Origin of the sequence: Paractinoplanes rhizophilus, assembly GCF_042664765.1 — a bacterium.
GTDB lineage: Bacteria > Actinomycetota > Actinomycetes > Mycobacteriales > Micromonosporaceae > Actinoplanes > Actinoplanes rhizophilus.
Genome location: NZ_JBHTBJ010000002.1, coordinates 23,944 through 42,782, shown reverse-complemented (window position 1 = coordinate 42,782; position 18,839 = coordinate 23,944). Strand labels below are relative to the sequence as shown.

Here is an 18,839-nt window from a genome sequence, read left to right as displayed (position 1 = left end):
AGGACGCTGTGGACGACGTGGCCGGGGGTGGCCCGGAGTAGGCGGGGCGCCGCGGTTGTTGGAACTGGTACCGGAACGGTGGCCGCCGTGCCTCGTCGGCTTGGCGGCGTCGTTCTGGCCTAGGATGTTGTGTCCGCTCGACGATGTGCGGGCTGTGCGACGCGGGAGGCGTTCGTGACTGAGTCGTTGCCGGAGTACCCCGACCTGGCCGCCGGCGGGGCGGTGGATCCGGACGAGGTGACCACCGACCTGGTGGTGGTGACCGGCGTTTCCGGCGGCGGGCGCAGCACGGTGGCCCGCGCCCTGGAGAACGTCGGCTTCTACGTGGTCGACAACCTGCCGCAGGCGCTGATGCTCGACATGGCGCAGCTCGCCTTCGAGGCCGGCGGCGCCGCCCGGCGTACGGCGATGGTCCTCGACGTGCGCAGCCGGGCCTTCTCGACCGACCTGGCCGGTGCCATCCTCGCGCTCCGGGAGCGCGGTTTCTCGCCGCGGGTGGTCTTCGTCGACGCCGACGACGAGGTGCTGATCCGGCGCTTCGAGTCGGTGCGCCGCTCGCACCCGCTGCAGGGCGACGGCCGGCTGGCCGACGGCATCGCGGCCGAGCGGAAGCTGCTCGCCGAGGCCCGCGAGCAGGCCGACGTCATCATCGACACCAGCCACCTGAACGTGAACCAGCTGCGCCGCCGGGTCGAGGAGCTGTTCGGCGGCGAGGACGTGCGCCGGCTGCGGATCACGGTGCTGTCCTTCGGCTTCAAGTACGGCCTGCCGCCGGACGCCGACTACGTGCTGGACGCCCGGTTCCTGCCCAACCCGTTCTGGGTGCCCGCGCTGCGCGACCACACCGGCCTCGAGGAGTCGGTCAGCAGGTACGTGCTCGACCAGGAGGGCGCCGACGCCTTCGTGAATACCTACGCCGAGCTCATCGCGGCCACGGCGCCGGGCTTCGAGCGTGAGGGCAAGCGCTACCTGACCGTCGCCGTCGGCTGCACCGGTGGCAAGCACCGCAGCGTCGCGATCGCCGAGGAGCTGACCACCCAGCTGCGCGACCAGCGCCTCTCCGCACACACCTCGCACCGCGACCTGGGGCGGGAGTGACGGCCGCGCGACCTGGGGCGGCGCGGCCGGGGGCCGGCGGGGTGGCGCGGCCGGTCGCTGGCCAGGTGGCGCGGCCGGGGGCCGGCGGGGTGGCGCGGCCGGGGGCCGGCGGGGTGGCGCGGTCTGGGGCCGGCGGGGCGGCGGTCCGCGTGGTCGCGTTCGGCGGCGGGCATGGGCTGGCCGCGGCGCTGCGGGGGCTGCGGCGTGCCGCCGACGAGATCGACCTGGACATCACCGCGATCGTCACGGTCGGCGATGACGGGGGCTCCAGCGGCCGGCTGCTCGCCGAGCGGGACGCGTTGCTGCCCGTCGGTGACCTGCGGCAGGCGCTGAGCGCGCTGGCCTGCGACGACCCGGTCCGGCTGCGCACCGCCCAGCTGATGCAGCACCGGTTCGCGGGGGACGACTCGCTGGCCGGGCATCCGGTGGGCAACCTGCTGCTGCTCGGGCTGCTGGAGATGCTCGGCGACCCGGTCCACGCGCTGGAGCACGCGGCGGCCATGGTCGGGGCGCAAGGCCGGGTGCTGCCGATGGCCCGGCACGCGGTGGGCATCGAGGCGGACGTGCGCGACGCCGATCCGGCCCGGCCCGGCGAGGTGGTGACCGTGCGCGGTCAGCACGCGGTGGCGGTGGCGCTCGGCCACGTCGAGGCGGTGCGCATCTCGCCGCCCGACCCGCCGACCTGTCCCGAGGCGATCGAGGCGATCCGGGCCGCCGACTGGTTGCTGTTCGGTCCCGGCAGTTGGTACACGAGCGTGCTGCCGCACCTGCTCGTGCCCGGCCTGGCCGAGGCGATCGTGGCGAGCCCCGCCAGCCGGCTGGTCACGCTCAACCTCGCCACCGACAACGAGACCTCGGGGCTCTCGGCGGCCGACCATCTGGCCGCCCTGGGCTGGTATCTGCCCGGCCTGCGGGTGGACACCGTGCTGGCCGACGCGAAGTGGGTGGGCGAGCCCGAGCCGGTGCATCAGGCGGCCGAATCGCTGGGCGCGCGGCTGATCTTGGCACCGTTGGCCGTTGCGGACGGCAGCCCCAGGCATGATCCTGAGTCGTTGGGCGTTGCACTGGTGCCAGTATTGGGCGCCGCTCGTTAAGCAGTGGCGTAGTACCGCAGCGGCAAAGAACTTTCCGGATCCGGCGCATGAGGTGACAACACGATGGCGATGACGGCAGCGGTCAAGGACGAGCTGAGCCGGGTCGACGTGCCCAAGCCGTGCTGCCGCCGCGCGGAGATGGCGTCGCTGCTGCGGTTCGCCGGCGGGCTGCACATCGTGTCCGGCCGGGTGGTGGTCGAGGCCGAGCTCGACACCGGCGCGGTGGCCCGCCGCCTGCGGCGGGAGATCGCCGACGTGTACGGGTACCCCAGCGAGGTGCACGTGCTCGCCAGTGGCGGCCTGCGCAAGGGCAGCCACTACATCGTGCGGATCGTCAAGGACGGCGAGGCGCTGGCCCGCCAGACCGGCCTGCTCGACGTGCGCGGCCGCCCGGTGCGTGGCCTGCCGCCACACGTCGTCTCGGCCAACGTGTGCTGCGCGGTGGCCGCCTGGCGCGGCGCGTTCATGGCACACGGCTCGCTCACCGAGCCCGGCCGCTCCAGCGCGCTGGAGATCACCTGCCCCGGGCCGGAGGCCGCGCTCGCGCTGCGCGGCGCCGCCCGCCGGATCGGCATCACGGCGAAGGAGCGCGAGGTCCGCGGCGTCGACCGGGTGGTGATCAAGGACGGCGACGCGATCGCCGCGCTGCTGACCCGGATCGGCGCGCACGCCTCGGTGCTGGCCTGGGAGGAGCGCCGGGTGCGCCGCGAGGTGCGGGCGACCGCCAACCGCCTGGCCAACTTCGACGACGCCAACCTGCGCCGCTCGGCCCGCGCCGCGGTGGCCGCCGCCGCCCGGGTGACCCGGGCCCTGGAGATCCTCGCCGACGAGGCGCCCAACCACCTGACCTCGGCCGGCCGGCTGCGTCTCGAGCATCGCCAGGCCTCGCTGGAGGAGCTGGGCGCGCTCGCCGACCCGCCGCTGACCAAGGACGCGATCGCGGGCCGGATCCGCCGCCTGCTGGCGCTGGCCGACAAGCGCGCCCGCGACCTCGGCATCCCCGACACCGAGGCGGCCGTCACCCCCGAGATGATGGCCTGCTGACCGCCCGCCGAGGTTGCCGGGCCTGGTGAGCCGGCTTTCCGGCCCCGGCCATCGCCACACGCGAAAGCCGCGCTGCGGCCCGGCCCCGCGCCGAGGCCGCGCGGTGCGGCGGGGGCTTGTCCGCACGCGTACGATAAAAGAGTTTTTGAGGTTTTTGTGCAACCCACCCGCTGCCGGGGAAGGCAATGGTCTCGGATAGGGTCTCCTTGACGGCGACGGTGCCGGCAGCTCGGCCGATGCGCGCCGTGGCACCGCCAGTCAGGCGCGGCGTCACCTCACCGAGCCCCTGCTTGGGGGAGCGCGGCAGCCGAACGCAGTTTCGCCGGCTCACGCACGAGGTCGGCGTAAACCCTCCGCCGGTCGACGAAACCCGGCGGACCGAAACGAGGAGATCCACCTGTGACCATCCGGGTTGGCATCAACGGCTTCGGCCGTATCGGACGTAACTTCTTCCGGGCGGTCCTCGCCTCCGGCGCGGACATCGAGATCGTCGGCGTCAACGACCTGACCGACAACGCGACGCTGGCCCACCTGCTCAAGTACGACTCGATCCTCGGCCGCCTGCCACACGAGGTGAAGGCGACCGCCGACGAGATCACGGTGGGCGGCAAGACCTTCAAGGCGTTCGCCGACCGCGACCCGGCCAACCTCAAGTGGAGCGACGTCGGCGCGGACGTGGTCATCGAGTCGACCGGCTTCTTCACCGACGCCACCAAGGCCAAGGTGCACGTCGACAATGGCGCCAAGAAGGTCATCATCTCGGCCCCGGCCAAGAACGAGGACATCACGATCGTGATGGGCGTCAACGACAACCTGTACGACGCCGCCCAGCACACGGTCATCTCGAACGCGTCCTGCACGACCAACTGCCTCGCGCCGATGGCCAAGGTCCTCAACGACACGATCGGCATCGAGCGTGGCCTGATGACCACGATCCACGCCTACACCCAGGACCAGAACCTGCAGGACGGCCCGCACAAGGACCTGCGCCGCGCCCGCGCCGCCGCGCTCAACGTGGTGCCGACCTCGACCGGCGCCGCCAAGGCGGTCAGCCTGGTGCTGCCCGAGCTCAAGGGCAAGCTGGACGGCTTCGCGATGCGCGTGCCGATCCCGACCGGCTCGGCCACCGACCTGACCTTCCAGGCCGCCAAGGAGACCTCGGTCGACGAGGTCAACGCCGCGATCAAGGCGGCCGCCGACGGCGCGCTCAAGGGCATCCTCACCTACACCGAGGACCAGATCGTCTCGGCGGACATCGTGACCGACCCGGCCTCCTGCATCTTCGACGCCGGCCTCACCAAGGTCATCGGCAACCAGGTCAAGGTCGTCGGCTGGTACGACAACGAGTGGGGCTACTCGAACCGCCTCGTCGACCTGGTCAAGCTGGTCGGCTGACGCATCGTGAAGACTCTCGACGACCTGCTCGGCGAGGGTGTCTCGGGTCGGCGCGTGCTGGTGCGCGCCGACCTGAACGTCCCGTTCGACAAGAACAGCCCCGGTGTCATCACCGACGACGGCCGGGCCCGCGCGGTGCTGCCGACGCTCGTCGCGCTGCGTGACGCCGGCGCGCGTGTGATCGTGATGTCGCACCTCGGCCGCCCGAAGGGCGCGCCGGATCCCAAGTTCACGCTGGCGCCGGTTGCCACTCGCCTCGGTGAGCTGCTCGGCTCGCCGGTGATTTTCGCCGCGGACACCGTCGGGGCTGACGCCTCGGGGAAGGTCGCGGCGCTGGGCGATGGCGACGTGCTGCTGCTGGAGAACCTGCGCTTCAACGCGGGGGAGACCTCGAAGGACGACGCCGAGCGTGCGGCTTTTGCCGGACAGTTGGCGAAATTTGCCGACTTTTACGTAGATGATGCCTTTGGTGCGGTGCATCGGAAGCATGCCTCGGTCTACGACGTGCCGGCGATCCTCCCGCATTATGCGGGCGGGCTGGTCCTGCGCGAGGTCGAGGTGCTGCGGCGGGTGAGCGAGAGCCCGGAGCAGCCGTACGTGGTGGTGCTCGGCGGCTCGAAGGTCTCCGACAAGCTCGCGGTGATCCAGGCGCTGCTGCCCAAGGTCGACAAGCTGCTCGTCGGCGGCGGCATGTGCTTCACCTTCCTCAAGGCCCAGGGGTACGAGGTGGGTAAGTCCCTCCTCGAGTCCGAGATGATCTCCACGTGCGCTTCCCTGCTGGAGCAAGCGGGTGGACGAATCGTCCTCCCGGCCGATGTGGTGGCGGCCAGTGAGTTCTCCGCTTCCGCCGCGCATGATGTCGTGGAAGTTTCGGACATTCCGGCCGATCGGCTCGGACTGGACATCGGGCCGAAGTCGGTGGCGCTGTTCGCCGAGGCGATCGGCGGCGCCAAGACCGTCTTCTGGAACGGGCCGATGGGTGTCTTCGAGCTGGCGCCGTTCGCGGCCGGCACCCGGGGCGTCGCCGAGGCCATCACCAAGATCGACGGCTTCTCGGTGGTCGGCGGCGGTGACTCGGCCGCGGCCGTGCGCACGCTCGGCCTCGACGAGTCGGCGTTCGGCCACATCTCGACCGGCGGCGGCGCGTCGCTGGAGTACCTCGAGGGCAAGAAGCTGCCCGGCGTCGAAGCGTTGGAGAACTGACGGTGTCCGAGCCCCGCAAGCCGATCATTGCCGGCAACTGGAAGATGAACCTCAACCACTTCGAGGCCATCCTCCTGGTGCAGAAGCTGGCCGCCAGCCTCACCGAGCCGCAGCTCACCGAGGTCGAGACGGTCGTGATCCCGCCGTTCACCGCGCTGCGCAGCGTGCAGACCGCGATCGAGGGCGACAAGCTCGCCCTCGGCCTCGGCGCCCAGGACGTGTCGAAGCACCCGTCCGGCGCGTACACCGGCGAGATCTCGGGTGGCATGCTCGCCAAGCTCAACGTGTCGTATGTGCTGGTCGGGCACTCCGAGCGCCGGGAGTACCACGACGAGGACGACGTGCTGGTCAACGGGAAGGTGAAGGCGGCCTTCGCGGTCGGCCTCACGCCGATCCTGTGCGTGGGCGAGGGCCTGGTGACCCGCGAGGAGGGCACCCACGTCGCGCACTGCACCAACCAGGTCCAGGCGGGCCTGGCCGGGGTCAAGGCGGAGCACGCCCGGCAGGTCGTCATCGCGTACGAGCCGGTCTGGGCGATCGGCACCGGCAAGACCGCGACGCCGGAGGACGCCCAGGAGGTCTGCAAGGCCATCCGGGTCAAGCTCGCCGAGCTCTACGACGGCGAGGTCGCCGAGGCGGTCCGCATCCAGTACGGCGGCTCGGTCAAGGCGGCCAACATCGCCTCGATCATGGCGCAGCCGGATGTGGATGGCGCCCTGGTCGGCGGCGCCTCCCTGGAGGCCGACGAGTTCGCCTCGATCGTCCGGTTCCGGGAGCACGTCGCCCGCTGAGGATTCGGCGAACACCACCCGCTATTGTTGGGGCGCTGTCTGTCCTTCGAGAGGAATGAACCCGATCATGCCGATGTGGTTCGCGTACACGTTGATCGTGTTGCTGGTCATCACCAGCATTCTGCTGACCCTGCTGATCCTGCTGCACCGCGGCAAGGGCGGCGGCATGTCGAGCATGTTCGGCGGCGGTGTCACCTCGAGCCTCGCCGGCTCGTCGGTGGCCGAGAAAAACCTCGACCGCTACACCGTGCTGGTCGGCATCGTCTGGTTCGCCTGCATCGTGGGTCTCGGTCTCTGGCTGCGCCTGGCCCTGCCGGCTTCTTCCTGACCGACCGTAATAGTCGTAGAATCTGCCGCGCGTCCGGTTCAGGCCGGGCGCGCGGTGCTTTTTGACCCGCTTTATTCCTCGCCGAAGAGACAGGAGTGACGTCCGTGTCCAGTGGCAGTGCGATCCGCGGTAGCCGCGTCGGGTCCAGCCCGATGCGCCCCGATGAGCGCAGCGAACCCGCCCCGCGCCGAGAGGTGATCTACTTCTGTGCGGCCGGGCACGCGAGCCAGGTCAAGTTCGCGGCCGAGGCGCCCGCGCCCGAGACGTGGGACTGCCCGCGCTGCGGCCAGCCCGCCGGGCTGGACGGCGAGAACCCGCCCGGACGGTTGCGCGCCGAGCCGTACAAGTCGCATCTGGCCTATGTGAAGGAGCGCCGCTCCGACGAGGACGGTGCCAAGATCCTGGCCGAGGCGCTGGCCAAGGTGCGCCAGCGCCGCGGCGAGTGAGATTCAGTACCGTTTCGCGGCGGCCGCCTCGTCCAGCAGCCAGTACGTCCGCGACTGGCCGGTGGCGTGGGCGGCGGGCTTCGACTTGTCGCCGTTGAGTGCCGCGCCGACCGCGTCCGTCTTGTCCGGGCCGGCGGCGATCAGCCACACCTCGTCGGCCTCCTGGATGGTCGGCATGGTCAGCGTGATGCGGGTGGGCGGCGGCTTCGGGCTGTTGTGCACCGCGGCCGTCGTGCCCGTCTCGCTCAGCACCGGGTGCTCGGGGAAGAGTGAGGCCACGTGCCCGTCCTCGCCGACGCCCAGCATGAGCAGGTCGAACGGCATCCGCACCTCGGTGGCGTAGCGGGCGGCGGCCGCCTCGGCGTCGTCGCCGTCCAGGCCGTCCGAGGCGGGCATGGGGTGCACCCGCGCCGGATCGAGCGGCAGCGCGTCCAGCAGGGCCTCGCGCGCCTGGGTCTCGTTGCGGTCGGGGTCGCCGGCGGGCAGGAACCGCTCGTCGCCCCACCACAGGTCCACGCGCGACCAGTCGATCGCCTTGGCGGCCGGCAGGTCCTTGACCGTGCGCAGCACCTTGGCGGCGATCCGGCCGCCGGTCAGCACGATGCTCGCCGTGCCTCGTTCGGCCTGCGCGTCCACGATCTTGGCGACCAGGCGGGACGCGACGGTGGCGGCGAGGATGTCCGCGTCGGGTACCACCACGACCAGGGTCTTGCTCACTCGTGCCTCCTCCTGGGAAAGGGCCGCCCACCGTGTCGGTGAGCGGCCCTGCTGACTGTCGGTGACTAGGCGGCGGAACCGCCGGGGCCGGCCATCGCGCCGGCCTCGTCGGCGCGAGCGGCCAGGGCCGGGTCCTTCCAGACGTGCACCCGCATGGGGGGACGCTGGTCGAGGCCGGACACGCCGGCCATCGCGCCGAGAGCCTCGGAGTAGATCTGGTCGGCGTCGAGCCGGCGCAGCTCCTCAGCGAGCTCGTCGCCGACCGGCCGCTTCGGCAGCGGCATGTAGCGGTCCTCCTGGCCGGTGCGGCTGAACAGCGCCGTGTTCTCTTCGCGGGTCACCCGGACGCAGTCGCCGTTGGCGGTCTGCAGCTCGACCGAGCGCATGCGCGGCGCCCGGTCGGTGGGCTCGAGCTGGGGCACGATGCCGAGGCGGGACTGCAGCCAGCCCTTCATCAGCCACGCGGTCGGGTCCTTCTCGGGCGCCACGATGGTGGCGCCGACCACCCGCTCCTCGGTGGTGTCGAAGGCGCCGGCCACGAGCGTGCGCCACAGCGTGATGCGGGTCCAGGTCAGGTCGGTGTCGCCCGGTGCGTAGTCGACGGCGCGCTGGCGCAGCGCGGCCACCGGGTCGGCGGCCTGCGCGCTGTCGGTGATCCGCCGGTCGGCCACGACGCCCAGGAAGTCGTTGGCGATCGTGTCCGGCGGCTCCTGGTGCCACCAGGTGACCACCGGGACGTCCGGGGCGAGCAGCGGCATGACGACCGACTCGGCGTGCAGGGCGAGCCGCCCGTACATCCGCATCACCACCGCCTCGGCCGGGCCCAGCCGCCCACCCACGACGATCTCGGCGTCCAGGCGGCTGCGGCCCTCCAGGTCGGAGCGGACGACGATGAGCAGCCGGCACGGGTGCGCCGCCGCCGCGATCGTGGCGGCCGCCTCGGCCTCGCGGACCTTCTTCTCCTCGACCACGGCGACCAGGGTGAGGGCGAGACCGGAGGCCACGCCGCCGGCGCTGCGCCGCTCGGCCGCCAGCGCCTTGACGACCTCGTTGCCGGTGGTGTCCCACAAGCCGATCATGCTCGCCTCCAAGCGCGGCCCTCGCGGCCCAGCATCTCGTCGGACGCGCGCGGTCCCCATTCGCCGGCCCGGTACGGCTCCGGCTTGGTGCCCGCCCACGCCGCCTCCATCGGGTCGATGACCCGCCAGGACTGCTCGATCTCGGCGGCGTCCGGGAACAGGGTCCGGTCGCCGACCAGCACGTCGAGGATGAGCCGCTCGTACGCCTCGGGGCTGGACTCGGTGAACGCCTCGCCGTACTGGAAGTCCATCGCGATGTCGCGGACCTCCATGGCGGTGCCGGGCACCTTGGAGCCGAACTTCAGCACCACGCCCTCGTCCGGCTGCACCCGGATCACCAGCTGGTTGTTGCCGAGCATCTCGACGTCGGCCGGGTCGAACGGCAGATGCGGCGCCCGCTTGAACAGGATCGCGATCTCGGTGACCCGGCGCGGCATGCGCTTGCCGACGCGCACGTAGAACGGCACCTCGGCCCAGCGTCTGTTCTGGATGCCGAGGCGGACCGCCGCGTACGTCTCCGTCGTGGAGTCGGACGGGATGTCCTTCTCCTCGAGGTACCCCACCGCGCGCTCGCCGGCCACCCAGCCCGGGAGGTATTGCCCGCGGACCGTGCCCTTGGAGATGTCCTTCGGCAGCGAGATGGCCTTGAGCACCTTGAGCTTCTCGGCGCGGATGTCGTTGGGGTCGAAGCTGGTCGGCTCCTCCATGGCCACCAGCGCGAGCAGCTGCAGCAGGTGATTTTGCAGCACGTCGCGGGCGGCGCCGGAGGCGTCATAGAAGGCGGCGCGGGTGCCGATGCCGACGTCCTCGGCCATCGTGATCTGCACGCTGTCGACGTACTTGGAGTTCCACACCGGCTCGAACAGGCTGTTGGCGAAGCGCAGGGCCAGGATGTTCTGCACCGTCTCCTTGCCCAGGTAGTGGTCGATCCGGTAGACGTCCTGCGGCGTGAAGACCTCGTCGACCAGCTGGTTCAGCGAGATCGCGGTCTGCAGGTCGTTGCCGAACGGCTTCTCCACCACCACCCGGCGCCAGCCACCGGACTTGGCGTTGTCGGCCATGCCGGTGCGGGCCAGCTGGGTGAGCACGAGCGGGAAGGCCGCCGGCGGGATGGAGAAGTAGAAGGCGGCGTTGCCCGGGATGCCGTTGCGCTCGCGCAGGTCGTCGAGCGTGGCGGCCAGGTTGTCGAACGCGGCGTCGTCGTCGAACGAGCCGGGCACGAACTGGAACTGGCTGGCCAGCCGCTGCCAGACGTCCTCGCGCCACGGGGTCCGGGCGCCCTTCTTCGCCGCCTCCAGGGCCAGCGACTCGAAGTCGCCGTCGCCCCAGTCGCGGCGGGCGAAGCCCAGAACCACGAAACCGGGTGGCAGCAGACCTCGGTTGGCCAGGTCGTAGACGGCCGGGATGAGCTTCTTTCGAGACAGGTCACCGGTGACTCCGAAGATCACCAGAGCGCAGGGCTCCGGGATGCGCGGGAGCCTGCGGTCCTGTGCGGTACGCAGCGGATTGCCCACGTGGTCCATCCTGCCAGGTCGGCCAGGGGCCCGCCCACGATCGGCGGGCCCCTGCGATGATCAGACTCCGGTGCCGGCCCGGAGCGACTTGTCGACGCTCTCCAGCAGTTCCTTCCAGCTGACCGCGAACTTGTCGACGCCCTCGTCCTCGAGGACCTGGACCACGTCGTCGAAGTCGACGCCGACCGCCTTGAGGTCGGCCATCACCTGGTGGGCCTGCGCGTACGAGCCGGTCACCGTGTCGCCGCGGACTTCGCCGTGGTCCGCGAACGCGTGGATCACGGACTCGGGCATCGTGTTGACCGTGCCGGGGGCGATGAGCTCCTCGACGTAGATCGTGTCCTTGTAGTCGGGGTTCTTCGTCGAGGTGGACGCCCACAGCGGCCGCTGCGGGTGCGCGCCGGCCGCGGCCAGGGCCTTCCACCGGTCGGTGCCGAAGACCTCCTCGTACGCCTCGTAGGCCAGCTGGGCGTTGGCGATCGCGGCCTTGCCGCGCAGCGCCTTGGCCTCGTCGGTGCCGATCTTGTCGAGGCGCTTGTCCACCTCGGTGTCGACGCGGGAGACGAAGAACGACGCGACCGAGCCGATCTTGGTGATGTCGTGGCCGTTCGCCTTGGCCTGCTCGATGCCGGCCAGGAACGCCTCCATGACCGCGCGGTAGCGCTCGAGCGAGAAGATCAGCGTCACGTTCACGCTGATGCCCTCGGCCAGCGTCGCGGTGATCGCGGGCAGGCCCTCGAGGGTGGCCGGGATCTTGATGTACAGGTTTTCCCGGCCGACCAGCCACCAGAGCGTCTTCGCCTCGGCGACGGTGCTCTCGGTCTCGTGCGCCTTGCGCGGGTCGACCTCGATGGAGACCCGGCCGTCCACGCCGTTGGACGCGTCGTACGCCGGCCGCTCGACGTCGCAGGCGGCGCGGACGTCCTGGGCGGTCATCAGGCGTACCGCCTCCTCGACCGTGACCCGCATGACGGACAGATCCTTGACCTGCGCGTCGTACGCGTCGGCATCGGAGAGCGCCTTCTGGAAGATGCTGGGGTTGGTGGTCACACCGACGACGTGCTGCTCGTCGAGCATCTTCTTCAGCGAGCCGCTGGTCAGCCGGACACGGGAGAGATCGTCGAGCCAGACCGCCACACCTTGGGCGGAGAGCTCGGCAAGCCGATCAGTCATACGTACAACACTCCCTCAATTACCGGTCGTGTGACCGGTGATGTCGCCGACCTTGGCCAGGGCGGCGTTGGCCTTGGCCACCACGTTGTCCGCGGTGAACCCGAACTGCTCAAAGAGGATCTTGGCCGGCGCGCTGGCGCCGTAGTGCTCGATGCTGACCGGCTCGCCCGCATCTCCAAGAATGCGATCCCAGCTCATCCGGATGCTAGCCTCGACCGTCACACGTGCCTTGACGCCGCGCGGGATCACTTCCTCCTGGTACGCGGTGCTCTGTTGGTAGAACCATTCCTGGCACGGCATCGATACCACGCGGGTCGGAGTGCCTTCGGCCTCGAGCCGCTCCTGGGCGGTCAGGCAGTACTGCACCTCCGAGCCGGTGCCGATGAGGATCACCTGCGGGTCGCCGTTGGAGGCGTCGGACAGCACGTATCCGCCCTTGAGGACGCCCTCGGCCGACGCGTACCTGGTGCGGTCGATCGTCGGGATCGGCTGCCGGGTCAGCGCCAGCGCGGTGGGGGCGTCGGTGTGCTCCAGGGCGCCCCGCCAGGCCCACGCGGTCTCGTTGGCGTCGGCCGGGCGGACCACGTTGAGGCCGACGATGGCGCGCAGCGCGGAGAGCGTCTCGATCGGCTGGTGGGTCGGGCCGTCCTCGCCCAGGCCGATGGAGTCGTGCGTCCAGACGTAGATCACCGGCAGCTTCATCAGCGCGGAGAGCCGCACGGCGCCGCGCATGTAGTCGCTGAACACCAGGAACGTGCCGCCGTACGGCCGGGTGAACCCGTCGGCGGTGATGCCGTTGAGGATCGAGCCCATCCCGTGCTCACGGATGCCGAAGTGCAGCGTGCGGCCGTACTCGTTGCCCGGGAACTCCTTGGTGGCGTACTCGGCCGGGATGAACGACGGCTCGCCCTTCATCGTGGTGTTGTTGCTCTCGGCCAGGTCGGCCGAGCCGCCCCACAGCTCCGGCAGCACCGGCGCGAGCGCGTTGAGCACCTGCTGCGACGCGGCGCGGGTGGCGATGCCCTTGGCGTCGGCCGGGAACTCGGGCAGCGACTTCTCCCAGCCCTCGGGCAGCTTGCGCGCGTCGAGCCGGTCGAACAGCTCCTTGCGCTCGCCGTTGGCCTTGGCCCAGGCGGCGAACGACTTGTCCCACTCGGCGTGCGCGGCGCGGCCCCGCTCGGCGACCTTGCGGGCGTGCTCGAGCACCGCCGGCTCGACGGCGAACGTCTCGTTGGGGTCGAAGCCGAGGATCTCCTTGGTCGCCTTGACCTCGGCCTCGCCCAGCGCGGAACCGTGGATCTTGCCAGTGTTCTGCTTGTTCGGCGCGGGCCAGCCAATGATCGTCTTGAGCACGATGAACGACGGCTTGTCGGTGACCCGCTGGGCCTCCTGGATCGCCTTCCAGAGCGCCTCGACGTCCTCGTGGTAGTCGCCCTTGGCCGGGTCGCCCTTGCGCCACGAGACCGTCTGCACATGCCAGCCGTACGCCTCGTACCGCTTGCCGGCGTCCTCGGCCTTGGCGATCCGGGTGTCGTCCTCGATGGAGATCTCGTTGTCGTCGTAGATCAGCGTGAGGTTGCCGAGCTTCTGCACCGCGGCGATCGCGCTCGACTCGTGGCTGACGCCCTCTTCGATGTCGCCGTCGGAGCACATCGCGTAGATGTTGTGGTCGAACGGGGAGTCACCGGCGGCGGCGTCGGGGTCGAACAGGCCGCGCTCGCGCCGGGCGGCCATCGCCATGCCCACCGCGTTGCCGATGCCCTGGCCGAGCGGGCCGGTGGTGACCTCGACGCCGGGGGTGTGGCCGAACTCGGGGTGGCCGGGGGTCAGCGAGTCCCACTGGCGCAGCGCCTTCAGGTCGTCCAGCGACAGGCTGTAACCGGAGAGGTAGAGCTGAATGTAGAGGGTGAGACTGGAGTGCCCACAGGAGAGCACGAAGCGGTCGCGCCCGGGCCAGTGCGGGTCGGTCGGATCGTGCCGCATGACGCGGTTGAACAGCAGGTAGGCGGCCGGCGCGAGGCTCATGGCCGTTCCGGGGTGGCCGTTGCCGGCCTTCTCGACGGCGTCCATGGCCAGCACCCGGACGGTGTCCACCGCTTTGCGGTCGAGGTCGGACCAATTGAGAGCAGGATCTGTGGCAGCCACGTCGGTTGTGCTCCTCGGGGCATGGATTAGGAACCCTTTTGAGGTTGACCCTATCCACTTGCCGTAAACCCGTGCCGTCGGAACGGCTCAGGCCCATACGCTGAGAGCGGACAGGCCACGTGTGACGCCGTACACCCGCGCTGGGTCGCCGGAGCAGCGCGTTCGGCTGAGCGTAGGCTGTCCGAGCGTGCCGCCGGCTGGCGCCGGTAACGGTCGTGATGTGGCTAGTGCCGATGCCGGAAGGTGGCTGTCCGTGAGCATGATCACCGAGCGTCCCGTCCCCGGACGGGCGCCGGGCGTCCCTTCGCGAGCCGACCGGCCGGTCGACGCCGGGGCGCGCCGCGATCTCGTCGCCGTGTTCCGCGCGTACCTCGCGCTGACCAAGCCGCAGATCGTCGAGCTGCTCCTGGTGACCGCGGTCCCGACCCTGATGCTGGCCTCCGGCGGCTGGCCCGACCTGCGCACGCTGGCCGTCGTGCTGGTCGGCGGCGGTCTGGCGGGCGGCGCCGCCAGCGCGCTCAACTGCTACATCGACCGCGACATCGACGAGCTGATGCGGCGCACCAAGCGACGCCCGCTGCCGGCACACAGCGTCACTCCGCGGGCGGTGCTGATCTTCGGCCTGACCCTCGCGGTGATCTCGGTCGCGCTGATGGCGATCTTCACCAACTGGCTGGCCACCGCGCTGACCGCGGGCGCGATCTTCTACTACGACGTCGTCTACACGCTCTGGCTCAAGCGGCGCACCCCGGCCAACACGTTCTGGGGCGGCGTCTGCGGCGCGGCGCCGGTGATCATCGGCTGGGCCGCGGTGACCGGTTCCGTGTCCGCCCTGGGATGGGCGCTTTTCGCGGTTGTTTTCTTTTGGCAGATGCCGCACTTCTACGCGCTCGCCATCAAGTACAAGGCCGACTACGCGCGGGCCGGCGTCCCGATGCTCCCGGTGGTGCGCTCGGCCGCCTGGGTCAACGGCGAGATCGCCCTTTACACGGTGCTCACCGTCGTCGCCTCGCTCGCGGCCTGGCCGCTCGGCCTGGGCCCGATCTACGGCGTCACCGCCATCATCACCGGCGCTTTGTTCCTCGCCGAGGCGTTTTTGCTGGTCCAGCGGACGCGCCAGGGCAAACCGGCCAAGCCGATGCGGCTGTTCCACTGGAGCATCACCTACCTCACCATCCTGTTCATCGCGGTGGCGGTGGACGCGCTCGTCTGAGCGCTATGTCCCGATTCCGGGATACGGGTGATCACCCCAACGATGGAACCCCGTTGATGCGGGCAATTCGGGCGCAATTGGCTCATAGCAATGCCGTCGGAAACTAAACCCGCAGGTAATTGGCATCACAAAATGGCACTTACGATGCTTGCCCCCGCGTCGTGTCTGCTTAGGCTGCCCGTCATGGCTCAAGGTTCCGATACGACACTGACCGCGGGGATCAAGTCTTTCGCCGCCGGTCACGGTGGCGCCAAAGCGGTCATCGAGTACGTCGGCAAGCGCGGCGCCCGCATTGTCCTCGTCGGGCACGACGGCGAGTGGTCCGACCAGTTCGCCGACGGCACCGACATAGCCCGTCAGGCCTGCGAGAACGCGGGCGTCGAGGTGGAGAACGAGTGGGAGCGCGAGCTGCTCGAGCAGATGCGCCCCAGCAACGACTTGTGGCGCTCCATGTCGCGCCGGAGCATGGCCCGCTGATCTTGCCCACGTCCACCACTACCCACGCGACCCGGGAGCCGGCCTCCCGGGTCGCCCTCGTTACCTGCGACCAGTTCCCGGAGCTCTGGGACGACGACTTCCCCCTGCGCGACGCGCTGCGGGCCCGGCACGTCGAGGTCGAGGCGGTCCGCTGGGACGACCCCGAGGCCGACTGGAACGCCTACGACCTGACGATCCTGCGCTCGCCCTGGGACTACGTCCCGCGCCGCGACGCGTTCCTGGCCTGGGCGCGGCGGGTCCCGCGGCTGCTCAACCCGGCCGACGTCCTGGAGTGGAACACCGACAAGCGCTACCTGCGGGACCTGGCGTCGGCCGGCGTCCCGGTCACCCCCACGACCTATGTGTCCCCCGGCGACACCTGGATCCCACCGGCATCCGGCGAGTGGGTCGTCAAGCCCACCATCAGCGCCGGCAGCCAGGACACCGGCCGCTACACCCTGCCCGGGCAGGCCGCTCTGGCTCAGGCCCACGTCGAGCGGCTCCTGGTGGCCGGCCGCACCGCGATGATCCAGCCGTACCTGACCGCCGTGGACACCACCGGCGAGACCGCGCTGATGTTCTTCCGCGACCCCACCGGCCGCCTCACGTTCAGTCACGCCGCCCGCAAGGGCCCGATGCTCACCGGCCCCGACGAGGGCAAGATCGACCCGGGCAGCGAGGACATCAGCGCCCGGCAGCCTTCCGAGGCCGAGCTGGCGGTCGCCGCGCGGGTCCTGGCCGCGCTGCCGGTGGATCAGGCGAGCCTGCTCTACGCCCGGGTCGACCTGATCCCCGGCCCCGATGGCGCGCCGGTGCTGCTGGAGCTCGAGCTCACCGAGCCGTCCCTGTTCTTCCTGACGGCTCCCGGCGCGGCGGAACGCTTGGCCGACGTCGTGGTCACCCTTCTTTAAGACCAGCACACGTACGGGGGCGCGGGGCCCCGCGCCGCGCATCGGCGCACCCGCCTTCTCGGGATGTTCGCCCGCCCCCTTCCCCGGTGCGGCCTTGACGCTCCGGTCCGTTCCCCGCCGGGCACCGTTCGAAGTGACCGAACCACGCTGACCTGCGTCTTCTCGCTCACTCCTGTGGACGGCCGGGTGTGTCGTCCACAGCCCGCAAATCTCTTCTTCGTTGATCGCTCCGCCCCGGCACGCTGTCCCCATGAAGCACAGCAACCTCTCCAAGCGACCGAAGTCCCGCCTGTTCCCCAGCTTCCCGAGGCTCCCGCAGGTCACCGGCGGTCGTTCCCCGACCGCCCGGCGGTCTCGCCGCTGAGCCGCCGGCGCCGGGCCGGCGGGAGGCCGCGGACCGGGCATGCGCTTCCCATGCCCGATGTCACGCCCCCGTTCGCACCAACCCGCCTTGGCACCCGCCAGGTGCGATCGGCCCCGCCGGCCCGGCCCTTCGACCAACCGCAGGAACCCGTGCCCCTCTCCGGCTTCAGCGGTTCCAGAACGGAGGTGAGCCCCGAGAACACGCGATCGCGGAGGCCGCCCCTCGTCTCCCTGGGCGGCCACCGGCCACCGGCACCGTCGCTCCGTGCCTCCGGACGGTGCCGGTGGCCCACACGCCCGCGACCGCCCCGCCCAAGCACCCAAGCCCAAGCCGACGCCACGCTCGGCGTGACCGGCCGCCATCGCCGGCCAATGGCCCTCGCTCAGCGCGGTCAGGCCCGTCGGCACCTCGTCGCCGCCCCGGCGGCACCTCCTCGCCGCCGGGGCGCTGGCCGGCCGTTGCGCCGTTGGGCCCGCTGCCCGTTCGGCCGCGTCGCGCTGGCCGCGTCGCGCTGGCCGGGTCGCGCTGGCCGCGTCGCGCTGGCCGCGTCGCGCTGGCCGCTTGGCGTCGTTGGCCCCCGTCGCCGCTCCCGCTGGCCGGCTGGCCGGCTGCCCTGCTGCCCTGCTGCCCGGCTGCCCGGCTGCCCGGCCAACGAGCTGCCGAGCGGTCGTTGCGGGGTGCCGGCCGCCTGGGGCGATGGGCGCGTTACGGCCTGTTGTTGCAGGGGGTCGCGTTGTGCGGCGGGGACGGGCAGATCGGCGGGGAGGTGCTGCCTCGTACGGGAAAAGGCCTTTGATCCTCGAAAGGCCTTGAATCCAGGCGCCGGTCAGGGTGACGAACGAAGGCGCCGTCAGAGCGACGTGGAAACGGGCTCGGTGGCCGGGGAGGGCTGCTCGGGGGCGGGGGCGGCCAGCTCGGGGCGGTCGCGGATGGCCAGCAGGACGGCGACCGTGCCGGTCCAGACCAGGCTGGCGCCGAGCATGTGTGCGGCGACCAGGGCTACCGGGAGGTGGGTGAAGTACTGCACGAAGCCGATCAGGCCCTGGGACAGCTCGATCACCAACAGCGCGAGGGCCGCGCGGGCGGCGCGGGGGGCGTGGACGGCGCGGAAGGCGAACCACAGAGCCGCGGTCAGGCCCAGCAGCAGGAATACCAGGTCGGCGTGGGCCTGGGCGACGGCGGCCGGGTCCAGGCCGTTGCGCTTGGCGCCGTTGTCGCCGGAGTGGGGGCCGCTGCCGGTCACCACCACGCCCATCACGATGACGGCGGCGCTGACGAGGCTCATGACGGCGGTCAGGTGGCGGAGGGGGGCGGCGACCAGGAAGACCGGAGCGCCGTCGCCCTCCTCGGTGGAGCGCCACAACGCGTACGCCGCGGCGATCAGCGCCATCGACAGCAGGAAGTGGAGGCCGACCACCCACGGGTTGAGGTTGGTGAGAACCGTGATGCCGCCCACCACGCCCTGCCCCGGGATCCCCAGCAGCACCAGCACGCTCAAGCGCACCTGCCGGCGCCGGCGCGGTGTTTGCCGCCACGCGGAGATGAAGCAGGCCAGGGTGATTACGAACAGCGCGATGCCGAGCAGGCGGTTGCCGAACTCGATGACGCCGTGCACGCCCATCGCCGACGTCGTCGTGTAGGACGCGTCGGTACATTTGGGCCAGGTGGGGCAGCCGAGACCCGAATCGGTCAGGCGAACCGCGGCACCGGTGACGACCAGGCCGATGTTCGCGATGAGGGACGCGAGGGCCATCGGGCGCAGCGCGGGAAGTCTCACCTTTGGCATCGTACGCAGCGCCGCGGCGCGCGGAACGGGCCCTCCCGGGAGCCGGTGGCCTGGATCACCG

At 70.9% G+C, this 18,839-nt stretch carries 17 protein-coding genes; 11 read left to right on the top strand and 6 right to left on the bottom strand.

Going from position 1 to position 18,839, the window contains the following annotated elements; all coding sequences use genetic code 11:
• The first annotated feature begins 174 nt into the window (after positions 1 to 174).
• The 8 genes from rapZ (at position 175) to ACFQS1_RS04095 (ending at position 7,399) form a co-directional block, all read left to right on the top strand.
• A complete protein-coding gene (gene rapZ / locus ACFQS1_RS04130; RefSeq protein WP_378964687.1) occupies positions 175 to 1,098 on the top strand; it encodes an RNase adapter RapZ in 924 nt (307 codons plus the stop codon).
• 113 nt (positions 1,099 to 1,211) lie between these two features.
• Complete coding sequence (locus ACFQS1_RS04125; RefSeq protein ID WP_378964686.1) at positions 1,212 to 2,192, top strand: gluconeogenesis factor YvcK family protein; 981 nt, start codon at positions 1,212 to 1,214, stop codon at positions 2,190 to 2,192.
• A gap of 63 nt (positions 2,193 to 2,255) precedes the next feature.
• Entirely contained in the window at positions 2,256 to 3,236 is a 981-nt protein-coding gene (whiA, locus tag ACFQS1_RS04120; RefSeq protein ID WP_378964685.1) for a DNA-binding protein WhiA, read from the top strand.
• Between the two features lie 399 nt (positions 3,237 to 3,635).
• Entirely contained in the window at positions 3,636 to 4,631 is a 996-nt protein-coding gene (gene gap / locus ACFQS1_RS04115) for a type I glyceraldehyde-3-phosphate dehydrogenase (RefSeq protein ID WP_378964683.1), read from the top strand.
• 6 nt (positions 4,632 to 4,637) lie between these two features.
• Positions 4,638 to 5,834 (top strand): phosphoglycerate kinase, encoded by a 1,197-nt coding sequence (locus tag ACFQS1_RS04110; protein ID WP_378964682.1) that lies wholly within the window; start codon positions 4,638 to 4,640, stop codon positions 5,832 to 5,834.
• 2 nt (positions 5,835 to 5,836) lie between these two features.
• Positions 5,837 to 6,625 carry a triose-phosphate isomerase gene (gene tpiA / locus ACFQS1_RS04105; protein WP_378964681.1) on the top strand — a complete coding sequence of 263 codons (789 nt, stop codon included), beginning with the start codon at positions 5,837 to 5,839 and terminating at the stop codon, positions 6,623 to 6,625.
• A 67-nt stretch (positions 6,626 to 6,692) separates the two neighbouring features.
• The gene (gene secG, locus ACFQS1_RS04100; RefSeq protein WP_378964680.1) at positions 6,693 to 6,953 is read left to right on the top strand and encodes a preprotein translocase subunit SecG; all 261 of its coding nucleotides are present in this window, start codon (positions 6,693 to 6,695) and stop codon (positions 6,951 to 6,953) included.
• A 104-nt stretch (positions 6,954 to 7,057) separates the two neighbouring features.
• Positions 7,058 to 7,399: an RNA polymerase-binding protein RbpA gene (locus ACFQS1_RS04095; protein WP_378964679.1), complete on the top strand. Its 342-nt coding sequence runs from the start codon at positions 7,058 to 7,060 to the stop codon at positions 7,397 to 7,399.
• Between the two features lie 3 nt (positions 7,400 to 7,402).
• Here the strand turns inward: ACFQS1_RS04095 and pgl are convergent, their stop codons facing one another.
• The 5 genes from pgl to tkt form a co-directional block, all read right to left on the bottom strand.
• Positions 7,403 to 8,116 (bottom strand): 6-phosphogluconolactonase, encoded by a 714-nt coding sequence (gene pgl / locus ACFQS1_RS04090; protein WP_378964678.1) that lies wholly within the window; start codon positions 8,114 to 8,116, stop codon positions 7,403 to 7,405.
• Positions 8,117 to 8,181: 65 nt separating this feature from the next.
• The gene (locus ACFQS1_RS04085) at positions 8,182 to 9,195 is read right to left on the bottom strand and encodes a glucose-6-phosphate dehydrogenase assembly protein OpcA (protein ID WP_378964677.1); all 1,014 of its coding nucleotides are present in this window, start codon (positions 9,193 to 9,195) and stop codon (positions 8,182 to 8,184) included.
• Positions 9,192 to 10,709 (bottom strand): glucose-6-phosphate dehydrogenase, encoded by a 1,518-nt coding sequence (gene zwf, locus ACFQS1_RS04080; RefSeq protein WP_378964675.1) that lies wholly within the window; start codon positions 10,707 to 10,709, stop codon positions 9,192 to 9,194. Before zwf ends, ACFQS1_RS04085 begins: the two co-directional genes overlap by 4 nt.
• A gap of 60 nt (positions 10,710 to 10,769) precedes the next feature.
• Positions 10,770 to 11,882, bottom strand: coding sequence for a transaldolase (gene tal, locus ACFQS1_RS04075; protein ID WP_378964674.1), 1,113 nt, complete (start codon positions 11,880 to 11,882; stop codon positions 10,770 to 10,772).
• A gap of 15 nt (positions 11,883 to 11,897) precedes the next feature.
• Complete coding sequence (tkt, locus tag ACFQS1_RS04070; protein ID WP_378964673.1) at positions 11,898 to 14,027, bottom strand: transketolase; 2,130 nt, start codon at positions 14,025 to 14,027, stop codon at positions 11,898 to 11,900.
• A 253-nt stretch (positions 14,028 to 14,280) separates the two neighbouring features.
• Between tkt and ACFQS1_RS04065 the strand changes: the two genes are divergently transcribed.
• The 3 genes from ACFQS1_RS04065 to ACFQS1_RS04055 all read left to right on the top strand — a co-directional run bounded on the left by ACFQS1_RS04065 (position 14,281) and on the right by ACFQS1_RS04055 (position 16,628).
• On the top strand, positions 14,281 to 15,240 hold the full coding sequence (locus ACFQS1_RS04065) for a heme o synthase (RefSeq protein WP_378964672.1): 960 nt from the start codon (positions 14,281 to 14,283) through the stop codon (positions 15,238 to 15,240).
• A 183-nt stretch (positions 15,241 to 15,423) separates the two neighbouring features.
• Positions 15,424 to 15,717, top strand: coding sequence for a hypothetical protein (locus ACFQS1_RS04060; protein WP_378964671.1), 294 nt, complete (start codon positions 15,424 to 15,426; stop codon positions 15,715 to 15,717).
• Complete coding sequence (locus tag ACFQS1_RS04055; protein ID WP_378965016.1) at positions 15,717 to 16,628, top strand: ATP-grasp domain-containing protein; 912 nt, start codon at positions 15,717 to 15,719, stop codon at positions 16,626 to 16,628. The genes ACFQS1_RS04060 and ACFQS1_RS04055 overlap by 1 nt, the downstream gene beginning before the upstream one ends.
• Positions 16,629 to 17,842: 1,214 nt before the next feature.
• Here ACFQS1_RS04055 and ACFQS1_RS04050 read toward each other — a convergent pair.
• The gene (locus ACFQS1_RS04050; protein WP_378964670.1) at positions 17,843 to 18,778 is read right to left on the bottom strand and encodes a COX15/CtaA family protein; all 936 of its coding nucleotides are present in this window, start codon (positions 18,776 to 18,778) and stop codon (positions 17,843 to 17,845) included.
• Positions 18,779 to 18,839 lie beyond the last annotated feature (61 nt).

What these genes read in the sequence shown, in the direction of transcription:
- whiA (WP_378964685.1), top strand. Translation starts at nt 2,256, where the DNA reads ATGGCGATGACGGCAGCGGTCAAGGACGAGCTGAGCCGGGTCGACGTG.
- secG (WP_378964680.1), top strand. Translation starts at nt 6,693, where the DNA reads ATGCCGATGTGGTTCGCGTACACGTTGATCGTGTTGCTGGTCATCACC.
- ACFQS1_RS04085 (WP_378964677.1), bottom strand. Translation starts at nt 9,195, where the DNA reads ATGATCGGCTTGTGGGACACCACCGGCAACGAGGTCGTCAAGGCGCTG.
- tal (WP_378964674.1), bottom strand. Translation starts at nt 11,882, where the DNA reads ATGACTGATCGGCTTGCCGAGCTCTCCGCCCAAGGTGTGGCGGTCTGG.
- ACFQS1_RS04060 (WP_378964671.1), top strand. Translation starts at nt 15,424, where the DNA reads ATGGCTCAAGGTTCCGATACGACACTGACCGCGGGGATCAAGTCTTTC.
- ACFQS1_RS04050 (WP_378964670.1), bottom strand. Translation starts at nt 18,778, where the DNA reads ATGCCAAAGGTGAGACTTCCCGCGCTGCGCCCGATGGCCCTCGCGTCC.